22 protein-coding genes and 1 other RNA gene are annotated in these 21,072 nt (G+C 50.8%); 14 read left to right on the top strand and 9 right to left on the bottom strand.

Translation table 11 applies throughout. The annotated features are described in order from the left end of the window. The first annotated feature begins 280 nt into the window (after positions 1–280). Together ACSFXJ_RS17585 and ACSFXJ_RS17580 are read left to right on the top strand one after the other, a co-directional pair. A complete protein-coding gene (locus tag ACSFXJ_RS17585; RefSeq protein WP_009222768.1) occupies positions 281–478 on the top strand; it encodes a cold shock domain-containing protein in 198 nt (65 codons plus the stop codon). A gap of 429 nt (positions 479–907) precedes the next feature. Then, positions 908–2,029, top strand: a complete 1,122-nt coding sequence (locus tag ACSFXJ_RS17580) for an HTH domain-containing protein (RefSeq protein ID WP_435921715.1) — start codon at positions 908–910, stop codon at positions 2,027–2,029. Between the two features lie 91 nt (positions 2,030–2,120). Here the strand turns inward: ACSFXJ_RS17580 and ACSFXJ_RS17575 are convergent, their stop codons facing one another. Beyond that, a complete protein-coding gene (locus tag ACSFXJ_RS17575; RefSeq protein ID WP_435921713.1) occupies positions 2,121–3,347 on the bottom strand; it encodes an MFS transporter in 1,227 nt (408 codons plus the stop codon). A 191-nt stretch (positions 3,348–3,538) separates the two neighbouring features. Here ACSFXJ_RS17575 and ACSFXJ_RS17570 point away from each other — a divergent pair, with 191 nt between their 5' ends. From ACSFXJ_RS17570 to pfkA, 3 genes are all read left to right on the top strand, one after another. Beyond that, positions 3,539–3,865 (top strand): hypothetical protein, encoded by a 327-nt coding sequence (locus ACSFXJ_RS17570; protein ID WP_435921711.1) that lies wholly within the window; start codon positions 3,539–3,541, stop codon positions 3,863–3,865. A gap of 111 nt (positions 3,866–3,976) precedes the next feature. Then, a complete protein-coding gene (locus ACSFXJ_RS17565; RefSeq protein ID WP_435921709.1) occupies positions 3,977–5,059 on the top strand; it encodes a tetraprenyl-beta-curcumene synthase family protein in 1,083 nt (360 codons plus the stop codon). 21 nt (positions 5,060–5,080) lie between these two features. Next, a complete protein-coding gene (gene pfkA / locus ACSFXJ_RS17560; protein WP_435921708.1) occupies positions 5,081–6,052 on the top strand; it encodes a 6-phosphofructokinase in 972 nt (323 codons plus the stop codon). An 89-nt stretch (positions 6,053–6,141) separates the two neighbouring features. Here pfkA and ACSFXJ_RS17555 read toward each other — a convergent pair whose 3' ends face one another. From ACSFXJ_RS17555 to ACSFXJ_RS17540, 4 genes are all read right to left on the bottom strand, one after another. After that, positions 6,142–7,503 carry an MATE family efflux transporter gene (locus ACSFXJ_RS17555; RefSeq protein ID WP_435921706.1) on the bottom strand — a complete coding sequence of 454 codons (1,362 nt, stop codon included), beginning with the start codon at positions 7,501–7,503 and terminating at the stop codon, positions 6,142–6,144. A gap of 106 nt (positions 7,504–7,609) precedes the next feature. Beyond that, positions 7,610–8,776 carry a putative glycoside hydrolase gene (locus tag ACSFXJ_RS17550; RefSeq protein WP_435925794.1) on the bottom strand — a complete coding sequence of 389 codons (1,167 nt, stop codon included), beginning with the start codon at positions 8,774–8,776 and terminating at the stop codon, positions 7,610–7,612. A gap of 171 nt (positions 8,777–8,947) precedes the next feature. Beyond that, on the bottom strand, positions 8,948–9,151 hold the full coding sequence (locus tag ACSFXJ_RS17545) for a hypothetical protein (RefSeq protein ID WP_435921704.1): 204 nt from the start codon (positions 9,149–9,151) through the stop codon (positions 8,948–8,950). A gap of 159 nt (positions 9,152–9,310) precedes the next feature. After that, positions 9,311–10,132, bottom strand: a complete 822-nt coding sequence (locus tag ACSFXJ_RS17540; protein WP_435921702.1) for a YitT family protein — start codon at positions 10,130–10,132, stop codon at positions 9,311–9,313. A 263-nt stretch (positions 10,133–10,395) separates the two neighbouring features. Between ACSFXJ_RS17540 and ACSFXJ_RS17535 the strand changes: the two genes are divergently transcribed. Further along, entirely contained in the window at positions 10,396–11,979 is a 1,584-nt protein-coding gene (locus tag ACSFXJ_RS17535; protein WP_435921700.1) for a DEAD/DEAH box helicase, read from the top strand. 55 nt (positions 11,980–12,034) lie between these two features. On the opposite strand, the gene ACSFXJ_RS17530 is transcribed toward ACSFXJ_RS17535, so the two are convergent. Continuing rightward, complete coding sequence (locus tag ACSFXJ_RS17530) at positions 12,035–12,136, bottom strand: sporulation protein YjcZ (protein ID WP_435921698.1); 102 nt, start codon at positions 12,134–12,136, stop codon at positions 12,035–12,037. 179 nt (positions 12,137–12,315) lie between these two features. On the opposite strand from ACSFXJ_RS17530, the gene ACSFXJ_RS17525 reads away from it, so the two are divergent. The 3 genes from ACSFXJ_RS17525 (at position 12,316) to ACSFXJ_RS17515 (ending at position 13,972) form a co-directional block, all read left to right on the top strand. Further along, positions 12,316–13,092 (top strand): YesL family protein, encoded by a 777-nt coding sequence (locus ACSFXJ_RS17525; protein ID WP_435921696.1) that lies wholly within the window; start codon positions 12,316–12,318, stop codon positions 13,090–13,092. Positions 13,093–13,231: 139 nt separating this feature from the next. Then, positions 13,232–13,423, top strand: a non-coding RNA gene (gene ssrS / locus ACSFXJ_RS17520) — 6S RNA. A 156-nt stretch (positions 13,424–13,579) separates the two neighbouring features. Continuing rightward, the gene (locus ACSFXJ_RS17515; RefSeq protein WP_435921695.1) at positions 13,580–13,972 is read left to right on the top strand and encodes a DUF1499 domain-containing protein; all 393 of its coding nucleotides are present in this window, start codon (positions 13,580–13,582) and stop codon (positions 13,970–13,972) included. Positions 13,973–14,042: 70 nt separating this feature from the next. Here the strand turns inward: ACSFXJ_RS17515 and tpx are convergent, their stop codons facing one another. Continuing rightward, positions 14,043–14,564: a thiol peroxidase gene (tpx, locus tag ACSFXJ_RS17510; protein WP_435921693.1), complete on the bottom strand. Its 522-nt coding sequence runs from the start codon at positions 14,562–14,564 to the stop codon at positions 14,043–14,045. Between the two features lie 107 nt (positions 14,565–14,671). On the opposite strand from tpx, the gene ACSFXJ_RS17505 reads away from it, so the two are divergent. Together ACSFXJ_RS17505 and ACSFXJ_RS17500 are read left to right on the top strand one after the other, a co-directional pair. Next, positions 14,672–15,286, top strand: a complete 615-nt coding sequence (locus ACSFXJ_RS17505; protein ID WP_435921691.1) for a rhomboid family intramembrane serine protease — start codon at positions 14,672–14,674, stop codon at positions 15,284–15,286. Between the two features lie 102 nt (positions 15,287–15,388). After that, positions 15,389–16,300 carry a LysR family transcriptional regulator gene (locus ACSFXJ_RS17500; protein ID WP_435921689.1) on the top strand — a complete coding sequence of 304 codons (912 nt, stop codon included), beginning with the start codon at positions 15,389–15,391 and terminating at the stop codon, positions 16,298–16,300. 77 nt (positions 16,301–16,377) lie between these two features. Here the strand turns inward: ACSFXJ_RS17500 and ACSFXJ_RS17495 are convergent, their stop codons facing one another. Next, positions 16,378–17,058, bottom strand: coding sequence for a zinc metallopeptidase (locus tag ACSFXJ_RS17495; RefSeq protein ID WP_435921687.1), 681 nt, complete (start codon positions 17,056–17,058; stop codon positions 16,378–16,380). A gap of 57 nt (positions 17,059–17,115) precedes the next feature. After that, positions 17,116–17,556 (bottom strand): MerR family transcriptional regulator, encoded by a 441-nt coding sequence (locus ACSFXJ_RS17490; RefSeq protein ID WP_435925793.1) that lies wholly within the window; start codon positions 17,554–17,556, stop codon positions 17,116–17,118. A gap of 243 nt (positions 17,557–17,799) precedes the next feature. Between ACSFXJ_RS17490 and ACSFXJ_RS17485 the strand changes: the two genes are divergently transcribed. The 3 genes from ACSFXJ_RS17485 to ACSFXJ_RS17475 are packed head-to-tail and all read left to right on the top strand — an operon-like array spanning position 17,800 to position 20,974. Continuing rightward, the gene (locus tag ACSFXJ_RS17485) at positions 17,800–19,185 is read left to right on the top strand and encodes an ammonium transporter (RefSeq protein ID WP_435921686.1); all 1,386 of its coding nucleotides are present in this window, start codon (positions 17,800–17,802) and stop codon (positions 19,183–19,185) included. After that, on the top strand, positions 19,182–20,243 hold the full coding sequence (locus tag ACSFXJ_RS17480; RefSeq protein WP_435921684.1) for a DUF294 nucleotidyltransferase-like domain-containing protein: 1,062 nt from the start codon (positions 19,182–19,184) through the stop codon (positions 20,241–20,243). The genes ACSFXJ_RS17485 and ACSFXJ_RS17480 overlap by 4 nt, the downstream gene beginning before the upstream one ends. Further along, the gene (locus tag ACSFXJ_RS17475) at positions 20,240–20,974 is read left to right on the top strand and encodes an exonuclease domain-containing protein (RefSeq protein ID WP_435925792.1); all 735 of its coding nucleotides are present in this window, start codon (positions 20,240–20,242) and stop codon (positions 20,972–20,974) included. Before ACSFXJ_RS17480 ends, ACSFXJ_RS17475 begins: the two co-directional genes overlap by 4 nt. Positions 20,975–21,072: the final 98 nt, after the last annotated feature.

Below are 21,072 nucleotides of genomic sequence, written 5' to 3'. Positions count from 1 at the left end.
TTAGATGAGTGTTCAAAAAGTCAGGTTTTCAGCACCGAAGAGGTCGGATGAAGACGGGACGCAAAGGGCGGAGCGTAGGCAGCACCTACGTGAGCACCGGAGGGCCCGATGGCTTTTTGAACTACATTTTTAATGAAATATTTGTATGTAAAATGATAACTCAGCCCCTGCCCGAAAGCAAATTATTTAAGGGCAAAATGACACGTTGCATTGTGCTGGGGCATAGAGTATAATATGGTTATTCGTCAATGATGACGATTATTTTTAGGAGGTTGTTCATTTGAAAGGTACAGTTAAATGGTTTAACGCAGAAAAAGGCTATGGCTTTATCCAAGTTGAAGGCGGCGAGGACGTATTCGTACATTTCTCCGCGATTCAAGGCGAAGGTTTCAAAACTCTAGAAGAAGGCCAAGCTGTTGAGTTCGAAATCACTGACGGCAACCGTGGTCCTCAAGCTGCTAACGTAATCAAATTATAAGATCACTTCCGGGCGACCGGATCACTTATAAAGTTTGGTTCCAAGCACGATAATGAAGAACACAGCTCTTTATGGGCTGTGTTTTTTTGTATGCTTTTTAGGCTTGCTTCGCGTGATTGGAGAAAATCCACCCAAAGTTGGCAAAATGGCTTATGGACTAAAGCTTCATTGGGAAATATCCAACCAAAATGCCCCTGAACCCCGTGAAAGGATGGTTTCGGGGATTTTTTATTGGAAAATATCCAATCAAGGTGCGGATTTCATCCGACTCCGGAACTCATCATTGGATATTTTCCAATCAAGGCAGCAGCAAAGGGGAAGGTAGCAATAAAGGTAAACGGGGATGAAGCGGAGAAAAAGTAAAAATCGGTGACAAGCTGTTGTCACCAATGACATGATAAGGTGAAATTGACCGGGAGGATTAGTCGTATGAAGCGAATGGACCGGATGATGGCGATCGTTATGGCGCTTCAGCAGCGGGCTGAAACGGCGCAGTCCTTGGCGGACAAACTGGAGGTATCGAAACGGACCGTGCTGCGTGACGTGCAGGCATTGTCGGAGCTGGGCGTTCCGCTGGTTGCCGTTTCCGGCCCGGGCGGAGGATACCGGCTCATGGAAGGTTACCATCTTCCACCGTTGCAGCTTACCGCCGAGGAGGCGCTGACCTTGCTCATGGCGCTCGACGGAATGGCCAAATATAGCGACGGCCCGTTTCGGGAAGCAAGGTGGACGGCCACGGACAAGATCCGGTCCGTATTGCCGAGGCAGACCATGGAGCAAGTGGAGCCGCTTCTGGCGCATATCGGGCTCGAGGTGCCCGACCGCCGTGCGGAAACTCCGCATCTGCAAGCGCTGATGAATTATGCGGCGGAGGGCGCTTGGGTAAGGGCCGCCTACCGCTCGCAAAAATACCGGCGCGAGTTGGATCTACGGCCGTCCAGGGTCTACGCGGCGCACGGGTTTTGGTACTGCGAGGCTTATTCGGTGCAGCACGGGGAGACGAGGACGTTTCGCGTGGACCGGTTTGAAGAGCCGCGAAAAATTCCGGCTCCCGCCTTCGGATATGATGGAAAAGGGGAGCGAAAAATTCGGCTGGCAAACCCGAATCCGAAACCGGAACCAAAACTGCATCAAGGTCCTCTAAGAATCGTCGCTAAACTTACCTATAAAGGAGCGCTATTGGCGGAGCAGGATCCGGATATGGGTCATTTGGTGCGGCAAACGGCGGATGAGGAATGGATGGTCGATTTTGAGTGCCCGGGCTCGGAATGGCATTGGGAGCAGGAGGGATTAATCGTTTCGGGGAGAAACCAAGTTAACGGCTATCGGGTGTTTACCCGGGCGGAATTAAAAAAGATCATCCTGATCAGCAGTTTGCGGAAAACCGTGTACTATATCGATAATATGAAGCAGCTTCTGAAGGAGCTTGAATCACAAGACTATGCAAAGATAGAGAGGTCCTTTCAATTGGCCTTGGAGAAGCTGGACGAGCGTCTGAAAAAGCAGTTTCAAGGGATCGCCGAGCTTGTGAAATACGCCGGTGGTTTATGAGAAGAGGAATTCGAATAACTAAACTGGGAGTTAAATAATGCATCGCGTTTATAAAAAAAAGGGCGCTGTTCCCAGCACCCGCTTTGTTTGATTAGCTAACCGATTCCTCGGTGACGGTTGTATTTTCTCCATGGCCCGCGACCACCGGTTGCGGTTGCACGCGCGGGCCTTGGTATAGATAACGGCTGGCAAAGCCGATGCAGGCAAGAAACGCGAACGCCATTGCGACGAAATAAAAGTTGGTTCTGCCGAACCGCTCAAATACGACGCCGCCCAACGTACCGCTGAGCATGCCCGCAACGCTGGACCAGACGATAGTAAACAGGGCCATGCCCGTCGCGCGGTACTGGTCCGGGATTAGCCGGGTAAGCATGCGGATCGCGGTCACATAGAAGATGCCGAAGGATAAGCTGTGCAACAGCTGGATCGCGATGATCGAAGCGGCCGAGTCGGCGATGCCCACCAGGAGGAAGCGGACGCCGAACACCAAACTGGCGAAAACGAGCAGCGGCAGCTCCTTGATTTTTTCCCCATAAAGGCTTAGCAATAGGAAGATCGGAATTTCCGATACCGAGGAGGCCAACTGGGCCCAGCCGATGATGTTTTCGCTGGCGCCGAGATCGTTGAGCGTAACGGTCAGGAAAGCGTCGTTCATCCGAACCGCGATGGCCAGGGAGAAGACGCAGCCGAAAAACCAGAGCAGCTCCTTCTGCTTCAAGATGCCCCAAATCCCCGACATATCCATTTTGGCGACCGGGCTGGCCTGGTCCTTGATGAACAAGGTGATAAGCAGCGCAAAGGCGGCGATCGCAATCGTGACCCACATCGTCCGCGAAGAACCGAGCATAGACAGGACATACCCGATCGTCAGGGCGAAAAACGCATAACCGATCGATCCGAAAATCCGCACGGTGATAAAATTTTTGTTATATCTCTTGGCGGCGTTGATCGCAATCGTGTCGGACAGCGGAAACACCGGGTAATAAAAAAAGTAGAAGATCGTAATGACCAGGATAATGGCCGAAAATTGGGTGGACACGGACAGGATGCTGCTCATGACGATTTGCCCGATCAGCAGCAATAGCATAATTTTTTTTATCGTCCGGTACTTGTCGCTCGCAATGCTCCACATCAGGTTCGCCACCAGGGAAATCATCGGCCCGAGGGCGTACAAAAGTCCGATCTGGCTGCTTGAAAATCCGAGCTGGGCATAAAAAAGAGGAAAGTAAGAGGATACCAGCACACTCGTGCCGAATATGGTAAAGGTAAAGGCTCGCAGCCAAGGTAATTCCGACTGGGCCGCCGAATTGGACTTCATAAGATATCGCAAACTCCGTTCCGAAATGTAGTTAGGGTCTCAATTGTCTTTTGACCGATGAATAGACATAAGTATAGCATAATATCAGGAAAAAGAATTCAGAATCTGCGGCGCTTCTGTGTATTATGACGCAGAAAAGGCCGGGAAGCCTAGAAGGGCGCCAAGCCTTTATTTTTGGAGGACGAAGCCATATGAACCACCCTTGCTTTGTATACGATGAAAGGCTCGATATTCAAGTTCCGTCGCTCGATCGCCCTTTCGATGATTATCAGCTTGGCGAGCGTCTGGAGATGATCCGAATCTGGGAGGATATCCGGGGCCGGATCCCGACAAAGGTGAAGCAATTGGAACGGGAGATCGAAACGAAGCTGCACCGGATGAACGAAGAATCCGATTTTGAAAAGAGCTGTGCCATAAACGGGGATATCGCGGAGCTGGCGAGCCGGATCAATGATCTTCACATCTGGTACCGTACCGTTCAGGATGAACCTTCCGCCAGCGAAAAAAGACATCTGTAAGGGACTTTAGTCGTCTGTGATTTTGTTTATTTGTGCAAAAAGTTGGATCATATTATAATATAGAATGATTTTTTAATAATGCGATTTTTAGCAATAGGTGGAGGCAGGCCATTGATTGAACTTGAGCAGAGCCGAAACCAGTTTCCGAAGGAACCGATACGGTTGATGAGCCGTGTCTATAAGTTCATTTTGCCCGAGGTCCGAAGGGAACTGGATGGCTGGAGGCAGGAGGCGGGGAACATTCCCGATCCTGAGCTTAGAAGACAAGCGCTTGCCAGCATACAGGCCAAAGAATTCCATTGTCAGGGCGGATCGGTTTACGCCGCGGCCAATCTGGGCCGGCGGGACGTACTCATTCCGCTGATCGTCGCATTTCAGACGATCAGCGACTATTTGGATAACTTGTGTGATCGCAGTACTTCGTTGGACGCAAACGATTTCCGCTTGCTTCATCAAAGCATGCTGGATGCGGTCAATCCGGACGCCGAGCTGGCCGACTATTACGCGCTGCGCGAAGAGAACGACGATGGAGGCTATCTTCATCATCTGGTGCAGACGTGCCGGGACAATATCGCCAAGCTTCCGGGTTATTCTGCAGCGAGGCCTTTCATTTCGGATCTCGTAGGATTGTATGCCGATTTGCAGGTGTACAAGCATATTGACCCGAAACTCCGGGAAGAGGCATTGCTTGGCTGGTGGGAGCGCCATAAGCATCGGACCCCGCAGCTGCGATGGAATGAATTCGCCGCGGCTACCGGATCTACGCTGGGCGTATTCATGCTTTTTTTGGCGGCAAGCCACCCGGATTTGGACAGCCGGAGCGCGGAAATCATCCGGGACGCCTATTTTCCGCATGTTTGCGGACTACATATCATGCTTGATTATTTGATCGATCAAGCGGAGGATGAGGCCGGCGGAGATTTGAATTTTTGCAGTTACTATGAGAACAAGGAAACGATGCTTGGACGGATCGCTTTTATCGTGGAAGGAGCACGCGAGGACATCAAGCGGCTTCCCGCTTCTTCGTTTCACCGGATGATCATCGAGGGGTTGCTTGCGCTATACTTATCGGATCCGAAAGTCAGCGAGCAGCGGGAAATCCGCGATGTGTCCAAGCAGCTCATGAGAAGGAGTCCTTTGATGAGGATCTTCTTCTTCGCCAACAGCCTTTGGATCCGGAAACAACATCTTTAATAACCTTTAGGAGGAATCATCATGTCAGCAGTGAAAAAAATCGCAATTCTTACCAGTGGTGGAGATTCTCAAGGCATGAACGCGGCTGTACGCGCCGTTGTCCGGAGCGGTCTGTTTTACGGTCTTGAGGTATACGGCATCCAGCGCGGGTACCAGGGATTGCTCAACAACGATATCTTTTCGATGGATATCCGCAGCGTCGGCGATATTATCCAACGCGGGGGAACGATTCTCCAATCGGCCCGCTGCCTGGAGTTTAAGACCCCGGAAGGGCAAGCCAAGGGAGCGCAAATTTTGCGCGATCGCGGGATCGACGGCCTGGTCGTTATCGGCGGGGACGGATCTTACCAAGGTGCCGAGAAGCTCAGCAAACTGGGCATCAAAACGATGGGCCTGCCGGGAACGATCGATAACGATATTTCGTTTACGGACTACACGATCGGTTTCGATACAGCCGTGGGCATCGTAGTGGATGCGGTCAACAAATTGCGTGACACGATGTCTTCCCATGAACGCGCGTCTGTCGTGGAAGTCATGGGGCGTCATGCCGGGGATATCGCCTTGCATGCGGGTCTTGCCGCCGGAGCGGAAACGATTCTGGTACCGGAAGTGCCGTTCGATTTGAATGAAGTCGCCGACCGGATGAGACAAAACTTCGACAACGGTAAGAGACACAGTATCGTTATCGTTGCCGAAGGCGTAGGAAAGGGCGAAGAAGTGGTTGAGGCGATCAAAAAGCGCCAGCCGTCCCTGGAGCCTCGCGCAACCGTGCTTGGACATATTCAACGCGGCGGGTCGCCAACGCCGTTCGACCGCAACCTGGCCAGCCGTTTGGGCGATTTTGCCGTTCGCAGCCTGATTGCCGGCGAGTCGAACAAAGCCTGCGGCATGATCGGCGGAGAAATGGTACTGACCGATATCGAGAAGGTCGTAGCGACCAAGAAACAGTTCGATATGGAATTGTATGAACTGGCATCGCGCTTGTCGCAATAATAATAAATCAAAATAAATACAAAAAGAGCCGTTCCCTTGCCGTCAATCTCTAACGAATGACGATAAGGGGAGCGGCTTTTTTAATAAGGTCAAGATGGCTGCTGATTTTTTTCCATTCGCCTTTGAATGACGAACAACCTCCGCAGAAGCAGCACGGCAGCCACACCCAGCCCGGTAATTAAACCGACCCAATAACCGTACGGTCCCTGACCGGTAAAGTTGGCCAGGAAGTAACCGAGCGGAAGCCCGATGATCCAATAAGCGAGCAGGGAAATCCAAAATCCCGGATTGACGTCCTTGTAACCCCGCAGCACGCCTTGCACCGGTGTGGCGATGGCGTCTGAAATCTGAAAAAAGATCGCATAAATCAGGAAGTGTGCGGTCAGCGCAATCACGTCTTCCTCGCCGGAATAAAGACCGGCAACACCCCGGCGGAACAGCATCAGAATGACGGCGGTAAACAGGGAGAGAGCCACGGCCGTACCGACGCCGATTTTCCCGTACTGTCGGGCATCCTTCATCCGGCCGGCGCCGACTTCGAAGCCGACAAGGATGGTCATGGCCAAGCAAATGCTGAGCGGTATCATGTACAGCGTCGAAGCAAAGTTGTTCGCGGCCTGATGCGCGGCGATCGTGAGCGTATCGAACCGGCTCATCAAAAGCGTGACGGCAGCGAATACCGCGGTTTCGAAAAAAATCGCAAATCCGATCGGTACCCCGATTTTCATCAGTTCTTTCCACTTGGCGAGTGAAACCCGGTGTAATTTGCGGAAAACGCCATATCCCCTAAACGGCTCCATTTTGTTAATAATCAAGAGGGCCAGCAGAAAAATGCACCAATAGGTGAAGGCGGTCGCAATCCCCGAACCGATGCCTCCGAGCCGGGGGAAGCCGAGCTTCCCGAAGATCAGGATATATCCGGCACCGACGTTCAACGGCAGAGAGACCAGCGTGATCAGCATGGAGACTCTGGTCTGGCCTAGCGCGTCGATGAACGAGCGGATGACAATATATCCGAACAGCGGAATAATGCCGGTAGACAACGCCGTCAAAAAGTAGAAGGCCACATGGTGTACCTTAGGCTCAAGGTCCATGCTGCCGAGAAGCGGGGAAAGGATGATTCCGCCAATAATCAGGACGACCAGGCCGACGGCAAAAGCAAGCCAGAGCGCCTGCATCACATGGTATCCTACTTTTTGGGGCTGATTACCGCCGATCAATTGCGAAACGATGGGGGTAATGCCCATCAAAATTCCGCTAAGCCCGGTTTGCACCGGAACCCAAATGCTGGAGCCGATCGCGGCTCCGGCCAAGTCGGCGGGACTCGCGTGGCCCGACATCATCGTATCGAAAAAAGTCATGAGGGACATCGTCACCTGGGTAATCAAAATCGGGACCAGGATGATCAAAAATTGCTTGTACTTCTGTTTTAACGTCTGTGTCTCTTTCATCTTCGTCAAACTCCGTTTCATCGTACCGAGACCCGGGCGAATGCCCGGGTCTCGTCATCATTCATTATTAGGATTTGTATAAAAAAGTATGATACCCGTCTTGTTTTTAATAGTCAACCCCGTCGGTATAACGGTTGTTTGCGTTCCACAGCAGGTACTCGTCGATATTCATTTCGTTAAGTGCGCGAATTTGCTCTTCGACCTCATGTTTTCCGTATTTCGTATAATGTCCTTTGCCGAGCCAGCTTGCCGTAAAGTCCTGGATCCATGGTCGGATAATCGGCTTTTTGTCGCCGAGCGGCTCCAGCTTCTCCAGCGTATCCTTAACCGCCCCCTTGATCGTCTGGTAAGGCGCCTTGTCCGGATCCTTGGCGTTGAACCAGCCCGTCGTGTAATGGCTCGGATAAATCATCGGACAAATAATGTCGACCTGATCGGAAATTTTGACGAAATCCTGTCCGATGCCTTCGGCTGCGGGTACGGAAGCCGCATAGCCGAATATATCCACCGAAACGCGGATGCCGAGCGGTTCCAGCTGTTCGCGAGCGTATTTCACAAAGGCGGCTACCGTTTCGATCCGGCTTAATTCATTTTTCGTATATTTTAAGGAGTCGGCCCGCTTTTCGAACCCTTCGGGGAAACGGACATAGTCGAATTGAATTTCTTTGAATCCCTGCTTGGCGGCTTCCTTGGCAACCTCGATATTATAATCCCATACTTCCTTGCTGTACGGGTTGACGAAGCTGTCGCCCTTACTGTTGCTCCAAACGCTTCCGTCGCCTTTCCGGAATGACAATTCCGGATTTTTCTTTGCAAGCACCGTATCTTTAAAAACAACGATGCGGGCGATCGGGTAAATTTCGTGCTTCTCCAGCCGGGCCATCAGCTTGTCGATATCGCCAATGAAATTTTGGGGTTTGCCCATTTGCTGCAGGGTGGGATTGTCGGTTTTGTATGTGATGTATCCGGCATCGTCTTTAATGTCGATCACCATGGAGTTCAGCTCGGTTTTATCCACCAGGTCGATCAATGAATCGAGCCTTGATCCTCCGGCGCTATAAGCGGTGACGTAAATTCCTTTCACCTTGGGGGCTTCCGCCTGTTTTACGGGGTTTACAAGCATGGTGTCGAGCAGTACGGGCTGCCCTGTTGCATAAGTGTAGTAGGCCGATTGCATGGCTGCAGGTAATGCGCCGCTGTCGGGAACGTTCCCCGAGGCCCCTCCGCCTGCCGTTCCCAGAGCTAAAACAAGCATTGTCCATAAGATGTTCATCATGTTAAAAACCTCTCCCTTGTATGCGTTCGCTTTGATTATATCTGATGGACGATTTACAAAATAAACATCATTGTCACAATTCATAGATATTTATCAACAGGAATCGAAACGTTGAAACGAAAAGGCCGTTATCTCCATTTCGGAGTAACGGCCTTCGGTATGCCACATTTAATGAAGAAATGCTGAGTTTTGGTGCTCGCAGATGCTGAATTGGATAATTTCCATCGCATCTTCCGGTTCCAGGATGGTCAGACCATCGCGAAGGATGATCATGGAGTCCAGTTCCTTCTGATCGAAAAAAGGCAGCATGTCAGGGAACCACTTCATGACGATTTGTTCCAGTTTTACCGTTTCTGCTTCCACATTCATCATCCTTTCCACCAAGAATTATTCGTTACCGAAATCATTCCCAAATCGGAAAAGCTAAAGTGCTGTGAAACAAAGGTAAAGCTGTATCTATGGAGTTTAAAACGGAACCGCTTGCTGTTATTATACCATAAACAAACTGAAATGGAACGGCAACGGAACCTGTCAACGCCTGCGGAACGAACCCATCACGCCGACGGTTTCCACAATGTTCACAAATGCAGCGGGATCCGTCGCTTTAATGATTTCTCTGACCTCGACCAGTTCATACCGCGTAGTCACGGTCATGAGCATGTCTCTTTCCTTATGGGAAAAAGCGCCCTGCGTCTTCATCTTCGTAACCCCGCGGGGCCGGCACAGGAGCTTCTCCAGCAGTTCATCCGTTCGGTCGGTTACGATGAATAACGTCACTTTAAGGTGGCTGATATGGATATAGTCAACGACCTTGCCGGCAATATAGATCGAGACCATGGAAGCCAGCGCCAAATTCCAATCCCGTTCCAAATAACCCATCGCGAGAATGACCAAACCGTTCATTCCGACGATAACGTTTCCGATCGGAAAGTCCCTGTAACGCGTCACGATCGAGCCTATAATATCAAAGCCCCCGGACGAACCCCCGGTTCGGAATGAAATTCCGCTGCCCAGACCTACGAGCACGCCGCCGAAGGCTGCTGACAGAAGCGTATCCGAAGCGATCGGTTGCTCGGGGATGATCGCCATAAACCAGGTCACCGCGGCAACGGACAGGATGCTTAAACCGATGAAACGTTTTCCGAGCAAAAACCACCCTGCAATAAGTATCGGCACATTATAGGCCAGATACATGATATTGATGCTGAGCGGCGTGAAGTAGCCGGTAATCATGGCCAGTCCTGAAACGCCTCCGCTGAGCAGATGATGCGGAACGAGGAACAAGTTGAATCCGGAGGCGATCGCGGCCGCTCCGATCAAGATGACGATACAGTTCCTGATTTCCTTTAACAAAACTTTTTCACCTCACGCTAAAATGGGAGTATCCCAACCTGCTTGCTGGTATTCTTGGATTGAATTGTGCTATAATGTTTGAGATATTCTTGAGTAGGGATCCATTTCCATTTTTAAACGGTATTTGCCGTCACAAGATTTCCCAAGTACCATCCGGATATGTATTTTTATGGCGGATTGGAAAGCCTATAAACGTTTGAATGCTACTTAAGAATACAGCCAAGATTGTGGAATGTCCACTATATAGAAGGAGTATGAACAATTTGAACACATTTGCAGATTTCGGCCTAGAGCCTAAAGTGTTGCAAGCCATTACCGAACTCGGCTTTGAAGAAGCGACACCTATTCAATCCAAATCCATTCCGATCGCCCTCACCGGGCGCGACTTGATCGGACAGGCCCAAACAGGTACGGGCAAAACGGCGGCATTCGGTCTCCCGCTGATCAACAAAATCCCGAAAGAAGAAGACCGCATCGTAGCGCTCATAATGACCCCGACACGCGAGCTCGCTATCCAGGTTGCCGAAGAGATCGGCAAACTCGCCCGTTTTAAAGGAACGCGTTCCCTTCCAATTTACGGCGGCCAGGATATCGTCCGCCAGATTCGCGCTTTGAAGAAGAAGCCTCAAATCATTATCGGTACTCCGGGCCGTTTGCTTGACCACATCAACCGGAAAACGATCAAACTTGACGATGTGCAAACCGTCGTTCTTGACGAAGCGGATGAAATGCTCGACATGGGCTTCATGGAAGACATTCAGTCCATTCTGAAGCTCGTTCCGGAAGAGCGCCAAACAATGTTATTTTCCGCTACAATGCCTGCGAATATCCAAAAGCTGGCTCAACAGTTTCTGAAAAATCCGGAGCACGTGTCCGTGATTCCGAAACAAGTCAGCGCTCCATTGATCGATCAAGCTTACATTGAAGTTCATGAACGCCAAAAATTCGATGCTTTGACCCGTTTGCTGGACATGGAATCGCCGGAATTGGCCATCGTTTTCGGACGCACGAAGCGTCGCGTGGATGAATTGTCCGAAGCCTTGCAAAAACGCGGCTATTCGGCCGACGGATTGCACGGGGATTTATCCCAGAACCAGCGTGACAACGTCATGCGCAAATTCCGCGACGGCAGCATCGATGTGCTGGTCGCTACCGACGTGGCGGCGCGCGGTCTGGACGTTTCCGGCGTGACTCATGTCGTAAACTTCGACCTGCCGCAAGACCCTGAAAGCTACGTGCACCGGATCGGCCGTACCGGCCGGGCGGGCAAGGAAGGGGCGGCTTACTCCTTCGTAACGCCGCGGGAAATCGATCACTTGCATTTCATTGAGCGGATTACCCGCCATAAAATCGCCCGCAAACCGCTGCCAAGCATCGCCGAGGCGATCGAAGGCAAACAGCGCATCGCGGCGGAACGCATCCTGGAGCTGGTGGAAGCCGGCGAACTGAGCGAATACAAGGGCATCGCGATCCAACTGTTGGAACAATACGATTCGGTAAACCTGCTGGCAGCTGCCTTTAAGCTGATTACCGGCGAAAAGAACGACAAAGCGAACATCGAGCTGACGCCGGAAGAACCGATCCGCGTTAAACGCCGGAATCCGGACATCCGCTCCAGCGGGCGCAAGCCGTCGGGTTACGGCAATCGCGGCGGCGGCGGCGGCTATCGTCGGGACAATAACCGCGATGGCGGAAGCCGTGGCGGTTACGGCAGCAACAAAGGCGGATACAGCAAGGACGGCGGACGTGATTCTTACCGTTCGTCCGACCGTAAGCCGCGCTCTTCGAACTATAGCGGCGGCGATCGCCGGCCTTCGAAACGCGAAGACAATTCGTTCGACAATTAATGGTCAACAACAAAGAAGACGAGGAATCTCCTCGTCTTCTTTGTTTATTGAAACTTTAGTAAAGGATCGTACGGCTGACGATAACAAGTAAAATAAACAATACCAGAATCGTTCCCGTTGAAGTCCAGAAACCTCCATATCCGCCTACGTTGGACATGAGATAACCTCCTTTGAATAGTGAATGGAATGAATTTACGTTATATAGTATGGCGGGGAGGTTGCCCCAGACTAGACGCTAACCCGAGGAAGAGTAAAATAGGCGCTGGATAGTGGTTCAGGAAACATGCTATAGTATTAAACATAGACAACTTATCAATTGCGGAGGGAGATTTTTTCTTGGAATCAAAAGGATTAATGGGCGGTTTTTATAAAATTACGGAATGGATTATGAGGATCTCGGGCAGCAATCTGCTGTGGCTCCTTTGTTCCTCGCCATTTTTGTTCTTTGCATTTACGATGCTGCTTTCCCCAGAGTTGAACCAGGATTTCCTGATCACGAATTTATGGTTGATGGCGATTGTGGCACCGTTTACACTGTTTCCCGCAACAGCGGCGCTGTTTTCGGTGACGCGTAAATGGGTAATGGGCGAAGCGGACGTAGGGATTATTAAAACCTACATCAAGGGTTACAAGGAAAATTACAAGCAGAGCTTGATCGGAGGAGTTTTCTATACACTGCTGACGGTCGTCATGGTTGTCGACTATCAAGTGTATATGAAGGAATTCAACAATCTCCAGTTTATCGGGATCGTGATGCTGGTGTTCCTGGTGATTTTGCTGATTTCCTTGTTCAACTTTTTCTCCATGGTTGCGCATTATTACATGAAGACCACCCAAATTATTAAAAATGCAATTTTACTGACGATTCTTAAGCCGTTCCGGGTGCTATCCACGGTTATTTGCGTGGGGGTGCTCGTGTTCCTAACGCTTCGTTTCCCGTGGCTGATTCTGTTCGGTTTCGCAAGCTTGACGGCACTCGTGGCCTTCTTCAATTTCTATGGCGCATACAATAAAGTACAGGAAAAAGTGGAGAAGATGCGGGCGGCTGAACAAGAGTCGAACGAGGAAGAGGATTCGGAAGATACGGAAATTTCGGAAAAAGAGAAAAAGTAATCAAAAAACGAAGAACTAAAAAATGTGATCAGGCAAGGAATAGGATGATTCCGAAGAAACGGCAGAGTCCGTAATGAAATGGAAACATTTTCCTTGTTCGCTAAGTTTACATTTGGTTAATGAAGTTCTATAATAGGTTTACGTCCTGCGATGTGCGTTTCGGTTCCATGTTGTTTTGAACCAATGACAAAGTCTCGGGAGACTTACATTGCGTCATGGCTGAAAGGCCCTATCCGCTGTTGATGAGGGGACTTCAAAAATGTCGCTGCGGTCACCCACCTGCTATAGCAGGTTCGAGACAGCGTAACCGGACGGCATAGGCGGGTCTTTTCTTTAAGAAATGATCGGCGCTCTGAAATTTGGAAACCTTCCAAGCTTCAGGGCGCTTTTTTTTTCGGCTTGAAAACGTATTCGCTTTTGTTTGTGAATCAACAATGATAAACTATAGATAGCGAATTTGGTTGGAGGATAAAGGAGGAAGAACGGGTTGTCATTAAAGAGAACGCTTACCGGTATTTTTCGCAGTCAGGAAGGAACCAGCGACCGTGCGAAAGTACCCGAATTGAAGACGAGATATTATCAATTATCGAAAGACAGAATCTGGGAGGAAGTTTCGTCTACTTTGAAAAAGATTCCCGGTTATAAGGTTTTGCATGAAGTGCCTTCCGTCGGAGAAATCACGCTGGAGAAACGGAGCGGATTTGGGCGGACGATGGATATCACCGTTTCGATCGTTTCTACCGGACCGATGCGTAGCGCGGTTGATATTTATTCGGCGACACGCGGGTCGTTCGGTGACCTCGGCGCAAACTATCGCAACATCATGAACATTTTCGCAGTTCTTGATAAGAAGCTTGCGGCCTATAAAGTCAGTTCCTGATTAAGAAATAAACATCATCTTTTAAAAAAAGCGAGCAAGGAGAGACATCTCCTTACTCGCTTTTCGCTTTTTAAGCAAGCAGTTCTTTTACCGCGGCCACCGGTTTTTCATAATCCGGATGCTCGGACATTTCTTTCAACACTTCGATGTAGCGGATTTTGTTGTCTTTATCGACGACAAACACGGCGCGATGGTCGAGCGCGAATTCTTTGATCAGGACGCCGTATGCTTTACCGAAGGAATTATCCTTATAGTCGGACAGCGTTACCACGCGATCCACGCCGGCGGCTCCGCACCAGCGGGCTTGCGCGAAAGGCAGGTCCGCGCTGACTGTCAGGATGACGACATCGTCGCCAAGGCCGGCTGCTTCTTCGTTGAAGCGGCGGGTTTGCGCGTCGCAGACGCCCGTGTCGAGGGAAGGCACGACACTGATGAGTTTGATTTTGCCTGCAAAGTCCTGCAGCGTAGCTTCTTCAAGCAGGTTTTTATTCAAGCGGAAATCTGGGGCGTTATCGCCAACTTTTAATTCCGGTCCGATCAGGGTGATGGGATTACCTTTGAATGTTGCCACGTTAGCACGTTCTTGTGTCATTTCATTCTCCTCCTAAACATGAGATAATGGATTCAAACTACATTATAATCGTTTTAAAAAGAGCTTGTCCAATAATAGGAATTTTAAAAGTTAAAGGAAGGTATGTCATGATTTTTATCCGTTATGAAAATTGGAAAAGTTATGTGCGCTATTATCCCGTAACCTGCCTGATTTTGGCGGCGAACCTGGTCATGTTCGTGTTGTTATTGCTTAAAGGCGGTACGGACAGTAATTTGGCGAAGGTTGAGCTCGGAGCAATGCTTAACGCGGAGCCGTATGCAAGCGAGTGGTGGAGACTTTTTGCTTCGATGTTCCTTCATCACGACTTCAATCATTTATTTTTTAACTGTTTTTCCATTCTCGTGTTTGCTCCCCCGTTGGAGCGGTTGATCGGTCACTGGAAATACGCGTTGCTTTATTTGGGCAGCGGCATCGTCGGCAATGTGCTCAGCATGGAAATCTACAGCCGCTCCTCGGACATCTTCATTTCTGCCGGCGCTTCAGGAGCGATTTACGGGGTCTACGGCGCTTATTTGTACATCGCCTTGCTGCAGCGCCACCTGATGGATGAAAGCTCGCGCAAGACGCTGTACTCCCTGTTAATCATCGGGGTCGTATTCTCCCTTCTTGTCCCGCAAGTGAACTGGATGGCTCACTTCGGGGGACTGCTTGGCGGCTTTTTCCTTTACGGTTTGCTGATCCGTGTTTTAAAACGCCGTTGATGCCGGGGAACGTCCATGGTACATTAGTGATGAAAGCCCTTTAATTTTTAATCAGCCCTAATTCGGATTTATGAACAGATGCGAAATGGAGCGATCAGATTCGTGGAATTAAGACAACTGCAGTACTTTGTGAAAGTGGCAAAAAAAGAACACGTCACCCAGGCGGCAGAGGAGCTGCACGTAGCCCAGTCCGCGGTAAGCCGGCAGATTCATCAATTGGAACAGGAGCTGGGCGTCAACCTATTTATGCAGAAAGGACGAAACTTGCAGCTTACCGCCGTGGGGCAATTGTTTTGCAGCCGGGTGGAGACGATTTTGAAAGATCTGGAGCGGGCGGTGAATGAGGTCCATGAATTTTTGGATCCCGAACAAGGCGAAATCCGGCTGGGGTTTCCGAATAGTCTCGGAATACATATCATCCCCAGCGTAGTGGCTGAATTTCGAAAATTGTATCCGAACGTTAAATTTCGGTTCAGGCAGGGAACATATCCGACACTGATCCGGGACGTCGTCTCGGGGGAAGTCGATTTGGCATTTATATCACCTTTTCCGGAAAATCATGATCAGGTTGTGGGAAACGTCGTTCTGACGGAAGACCTCGTGGCGATCCTGCCTCCAAGTCATCCGCTGGCTGGAGAGCAGAGCATTCAATTAAGTCAATTGAAGGATGATAAATTCATTCTGTTCAGCAAGGGTTACTCGCTGAGACCGATCGTTTGGCAAGCCTGTCTGGAAGCGGGATTTACGCCGAAGATCGCCTTTGAAGGGGAGGAAACCGATACGATCCGCGGTCTCGTGGCAGCTGGAATGGGGGTAAGCTTGCTGCCGGAAATGGCGCTGTTCCAAAGCTTCACCCTGCAGCCGAGCCGAGTCCGGGTATCGCATCCGAAGGTAACGAGAACGATCGGGCTGATCCATCGGGCGGATGAGAAACTGCCTTTGGTGGCTCAGTCGTTCCGCATATTTTTGCTCGAATATTTCGGGTTGCAAATCGATACGCCGCCGAGTCAATGACCGGCGGTTTATTCGTTTTGATAAAAAAGGCTGCCGAGTATACCTCGGCAGCCTTAAATGCGTTTATATGGTTGTAGTTAGTCCCGGTTGCCTACGAACATAAGGATGTAACGCAACAGCTCGAGCAAGGACAACAGGGCTGCGGCGACATAGGTTAGTGCCGCGGAGTTCAGAACTTTGGCGACGCCGCGTTCTTCGTTGTGGCTTACAAAACCTTGCTGAACCATGATCTTGCGCGCCCGGTTGCTGGCATTGAATTCGACCGGCAGTGTAACAAGCTGGAACAGGACGGCGGCGGAGAAGAAAATGATGCCGAGTCCGACCAGGTTGAGGGCGCCGAACAGAAACCCGGCCAACAGCAGGAACGGCGCGATGCCGGATGCGATATTTACGACGGGAAACATTTTGTGCCGAAGCACGAGCATCGGATAAGATTCCTTATGCTGGATGGCGTGCCCGACTTCGTGGCAGGCTACGGCGACGGCCGAGATGGAACGTTCATAATAAACCGGTTCCGATAAGCGGACCACGCGATGGATCGGATCATAGTGGTCGGAAAGCGTGCCGCGGACAGGTTCGATCGGCACGTCGTAAAGTCCGTTGGCGTCCAGCATGCGTCTAGCGGCGTCATGGCCGGTCAGCCCGTACATGTTCGGTACTTTTGCCCATTTCTTGAACGTGCCGGATACTTTGAACTGGGCCCACAGAGACAACCCGAATGCTAGAAGAATCGGGATAAGCATTACGTTAGAATACATGATGATCATTCCTCCATAGGTCGTATAAAGTTAGCAGTAACAGGAAACGGATTCGCATTAATTGAAGGGGCTGTTGTTCAGTATGATACGAAGCGCCTCGATACAAGCCAGACTTTGCGGCATCAGGCTCGCAAAAGCGTGCCTTGCTTGACCGGGTTTCATGTTCGAAATCAGCGGTTGCAGCTCCTTCACTTCGCGTTCCAACTGCTGCATATGAATTTCAAGAGAGTTCAATTTCTCGCTCACTTGTTCATCGTGGGTTATTTTGTCCCATTGCTTCAGCTTTTCGCGGATTTCTTCAAGCGAATACTTCTCCTGCTTCATTTGATTAATACGTTCAAGCCTGGATAAGGTTTCAGAACTGTACAACCGGTAATTTGTTCTAGTCCTTTTCTCCGGTGAGATCAGTCCGAGCTTGGTGTAATAGTCGATGGTGCGTTCGCTGACAGCCGCGGCTTTCGCCAATTCTCCGATCCGATATAGCTTTATAGCTCCAATAGGATCACCTCTCCTCTAATAATAGTATGATACCCGAACAAGAAGTATACAGTCAAACGTCATACTTTATATTTGTCAGTAACTATAGGTGAAAACAAACAATAGTTTTACACTATATGTTAGGTTATTTGCATTATTTCGTATTTTTACAAAAAAGTTATTGTGGAAAACCGATATATGGTCTTATAATCGCTTTAACATTAGAAATTATGTTAGGAAATATGACATTGGGGAGAGGGTAAAATGAGAAAGAGATGGCTGTTCGGATTAATTGGGGTTCCTGCTGTATTGATCTTTCCGGGCGCGGCTCTTGCCGCCGAAGGAGAAGTTACGAATACGGTTCTGGAAGTCGGTTTGAATTCCTTGTTCGTATTTGTGGCCGCAATGCTGGTCTTCTTCATGCAGGCCGGATTTGCGCTGCTTGAAGCCGGTACGGTCCGGATGAAAAACGCGGGTCATGTCGCAGGAAAAACGGTATTGACGCTCGGCATTTCCGTCATCGTCTGGTGGGCCTTCGGCTTCGGTTTCGGCTTCGGGGACGGCAACAGCTTTTTCGGTACGACAGGGTTTTTCTACGGCGGAGCCGATACGATCGGATCCTTCAGCGTATTTTCGGAAATCGGGGTTCCGCTCGATTTGATGTTCCTGTTTCAAATGGCTTTCGCGGCGGTCTCTCTGGCCATCGCTTGCGGAGGGATGGCGGAGCGCGCCAAGCTTAGCGTATATATCATTTTCGGAGCTTTGTTCCTGGCGATCATTTATCCTATCGTTGCCCACTGGGTATGGGGCGGCGGCTGGCTCGGTTCGCTCGGCATGCAGGATTACGCAGGATCCACGGTCGTTCACCTCACGGGGGCAACAGCGGCATTGGTCGCAACGATTCTGTTGAAGCCCCGCCTCGGGAAATACAACAAGGACGGCAAGCCGAATTCGATTCCCGGCCATAACCAAGTGCTTACGGTACTGGGCGTCATTATTCTCTGGATCGGCTGGTTCGGTTTTAATCCGGGCAGTGCATTGACTCCGCTCGGAGACGGGTTTTTCGGTTACGTCCTGACGACGACGAATTTGGCGGCCGCAGCCGGAGCCGTTGCCGCATTGTTGATTTCGTGGGCGGTTATGGGCAAATCCGATATTCCAAGCATGTTGAACGGCGTGCTCGCTGCGCTCGTTGCAATTACCGGTTCCTGCGCTTTCGTGGATACATGGGCATCGATCGTGATCGGCGCGGTCGCCGGAGTCTTGGCCTTTTTCATGCCGAGATGGTTTGAACGCATCGGTTTGGACGATCCGATCTACGCCTTTTCCGTTCACGGGATTGCCGGAGTTTGGGGCGCGATTTCCACGGGGCTGTTCGCAACGCCCGAATTGGTTGCCAAAACCGGAGTCGGTGCTGAAGGGCTGTTCTACGGCGGCGGTTTCGGACAGCTCGGAGTTCAGCTTCTCGGGGTCATCGGTACATTCGCATTCGTGCTTGTGCTGTCCTTTATCATTCTTGGCGGCATGAAGTGGCTGATGGGTCTCCGGGTTACGGAAGAAGAGGAAATGATGGGCCTGGATATGAGCGAGCATGGCACCTACGGCTACCCTGAGCAAATGAACGCGCTGAATCAAGGCTTACGGCAATGAATACGGAAGTCTGCTTTGAAGAGGTCCGGTCTGCGTCCGCTCCGGAGCAGCTGAGGCACGCCAGATTAAGTGCGCAGGCACGAATTTACGACAAGTTTTCCGTTACGGATATCGAAGCTTGGAACCGCGATGTGAGCCGGCTTCAAGATATCGTGATGACGCGGGCAGCCGAATTATGCGAGCAACAAATGGAAAGGGAGGGCTTCGTCCCTCCTCCGGCCCCGTATGCTTTTGTCTTGTTCGGCAGCGCGGGCAGGGAAGAACAGACGCTGTGGAGCGACCAGGACAACGGATTGATTTTCGGAACAAGCAAAGGTATGGATGAAGAAGCGGTAAAGGGCTATTTCTATGAATTCGGCCGGCGGTTGTCCGAGATCCTCGAGTTGTCGGGATACAAGCCTTGTCCGGGTAAAGTGATGGTCTCGAATCCGATGTGGTGCCAACGGCTGGAAGATTGGGAAAGCCAGCTTGCGGGCTGGAGAGAGCAGCTTGGCTTCGAGCAAGTAAGATATCTGATGATTGCGGCGGACATGCGCCATCTGTCAGGAGATCACGACTTATCTTGCAAGCTGCGGGAGTCGATGTACAGAATATTCGAGCAGACTTCGGGTTCCGACGGAGAGAATGAGCTTGCCGCCGCGGTGCTGCGCAACACGGTGCGACATAAAGCCGCCCTGAACGTGCTGGGTCAGGTGATCACGGAACAAACGGGAGAGTACGCGGGAGAATTCGATGTGAAGTACGGGCTGTATCTTCCGATCGTCAACGCGGTGCGTTATATGGCGCTCGAATACGGCGTCAGCGCGCCTTCGACGAGAGAGAGGCTGAACCAGCTCGCAAGAATGGGGGAAATCCCGTATCCATGGTTGGAAAATTGCCGAAGCGTGCTGGACACCGCTTTACGATTCAGAACGATGGCACCTACCGGATACTTGCCGAAGACCAAATTGAAGGATAAGGAGGTTATTCGGGAATTAAGGGAAGCGCTCGGTACGGTTAAACTGGTCTATCGCACGCTGCAGCGCAAACAAAGATACGCGGAAAGGAAATGGCTATGAAGGAACCGATGAAGGGAAACGGCGGATTTTGGGATGCCATTAAGGGAGGGGGATTGTCCCCGAAGTTCTCCTCCATGATCGGAGCGCCAAGCGCTCAGCAAATCGCTTTCGTACGTTCGTTGACCAAGGGGAAACGCCGCCCGGAAACTCTTCATATTCCGCTCAGCCAACTGCAAACCGCCGTGTTTGACCTGGAGACGACGGGGTTTCATTATCACTACGGGGATGAGATTTTATCCTTCGGCGCGGTGAAGGTCGACGGCGAAGAAATCACGGATGACGTATACTATTCGTTGTCCAAACCGTCCTGTACCGTCCCTGAGCGCATTACGGAATTGACGGGGATAACGGAAGAGATGGTCCGGGATGCTCCTTCCTTGCTGCAAGCGCTGCGCGAATTTATGGCGTTCGTGGACGACAGAGTATTGATCGCGCATGGCAGCGCGCATGATAAAGCGTTTTTGGATGTCGCTCTTTGGAAAACGTCAAAAGTTCACTTAAGCCACCGGGTGCTGGATACGATGATGATTGCCCAAAAGCTGGAGCCCGCCAAAAAGCTGTCATCGCTTGACGATTGGCTGAAATCGTATAAGCTCCCCATCCTCCAGCGCCATCATGCCCTCGAGGACGCCAGGATGACGGCCGGATTATGGAGGAGGATGATCTCCAGCCTCAAGGAACGGGGCGTCATCACGCTCGGGGATTTGTACAGTTTTATGAGCAGGACTTAGGGAGTTTCGGAATTTCCTTGCGTCAGGATTTCTCCGTGCTGTAACTATTTAGAGAAACAGGGTACAATAGTTTGGAGAAACCTTTCTGGCAAAGGAAG

The sequence above is a fragment of the Paenibacillus salivarius genome (assembly GCF_051307165.1).
Taxonomy (GTDB): domain Bacteria; phylum Bacillota; class Bacilli; order Paenibacillales; family Paenibacillaceae; genus Fontibacillus.
The sequence above is the reverse complement of the archived record's forward strand: the minus strand, read 5'-3'. Positions and strand labels throughout refer to the sequence as shown.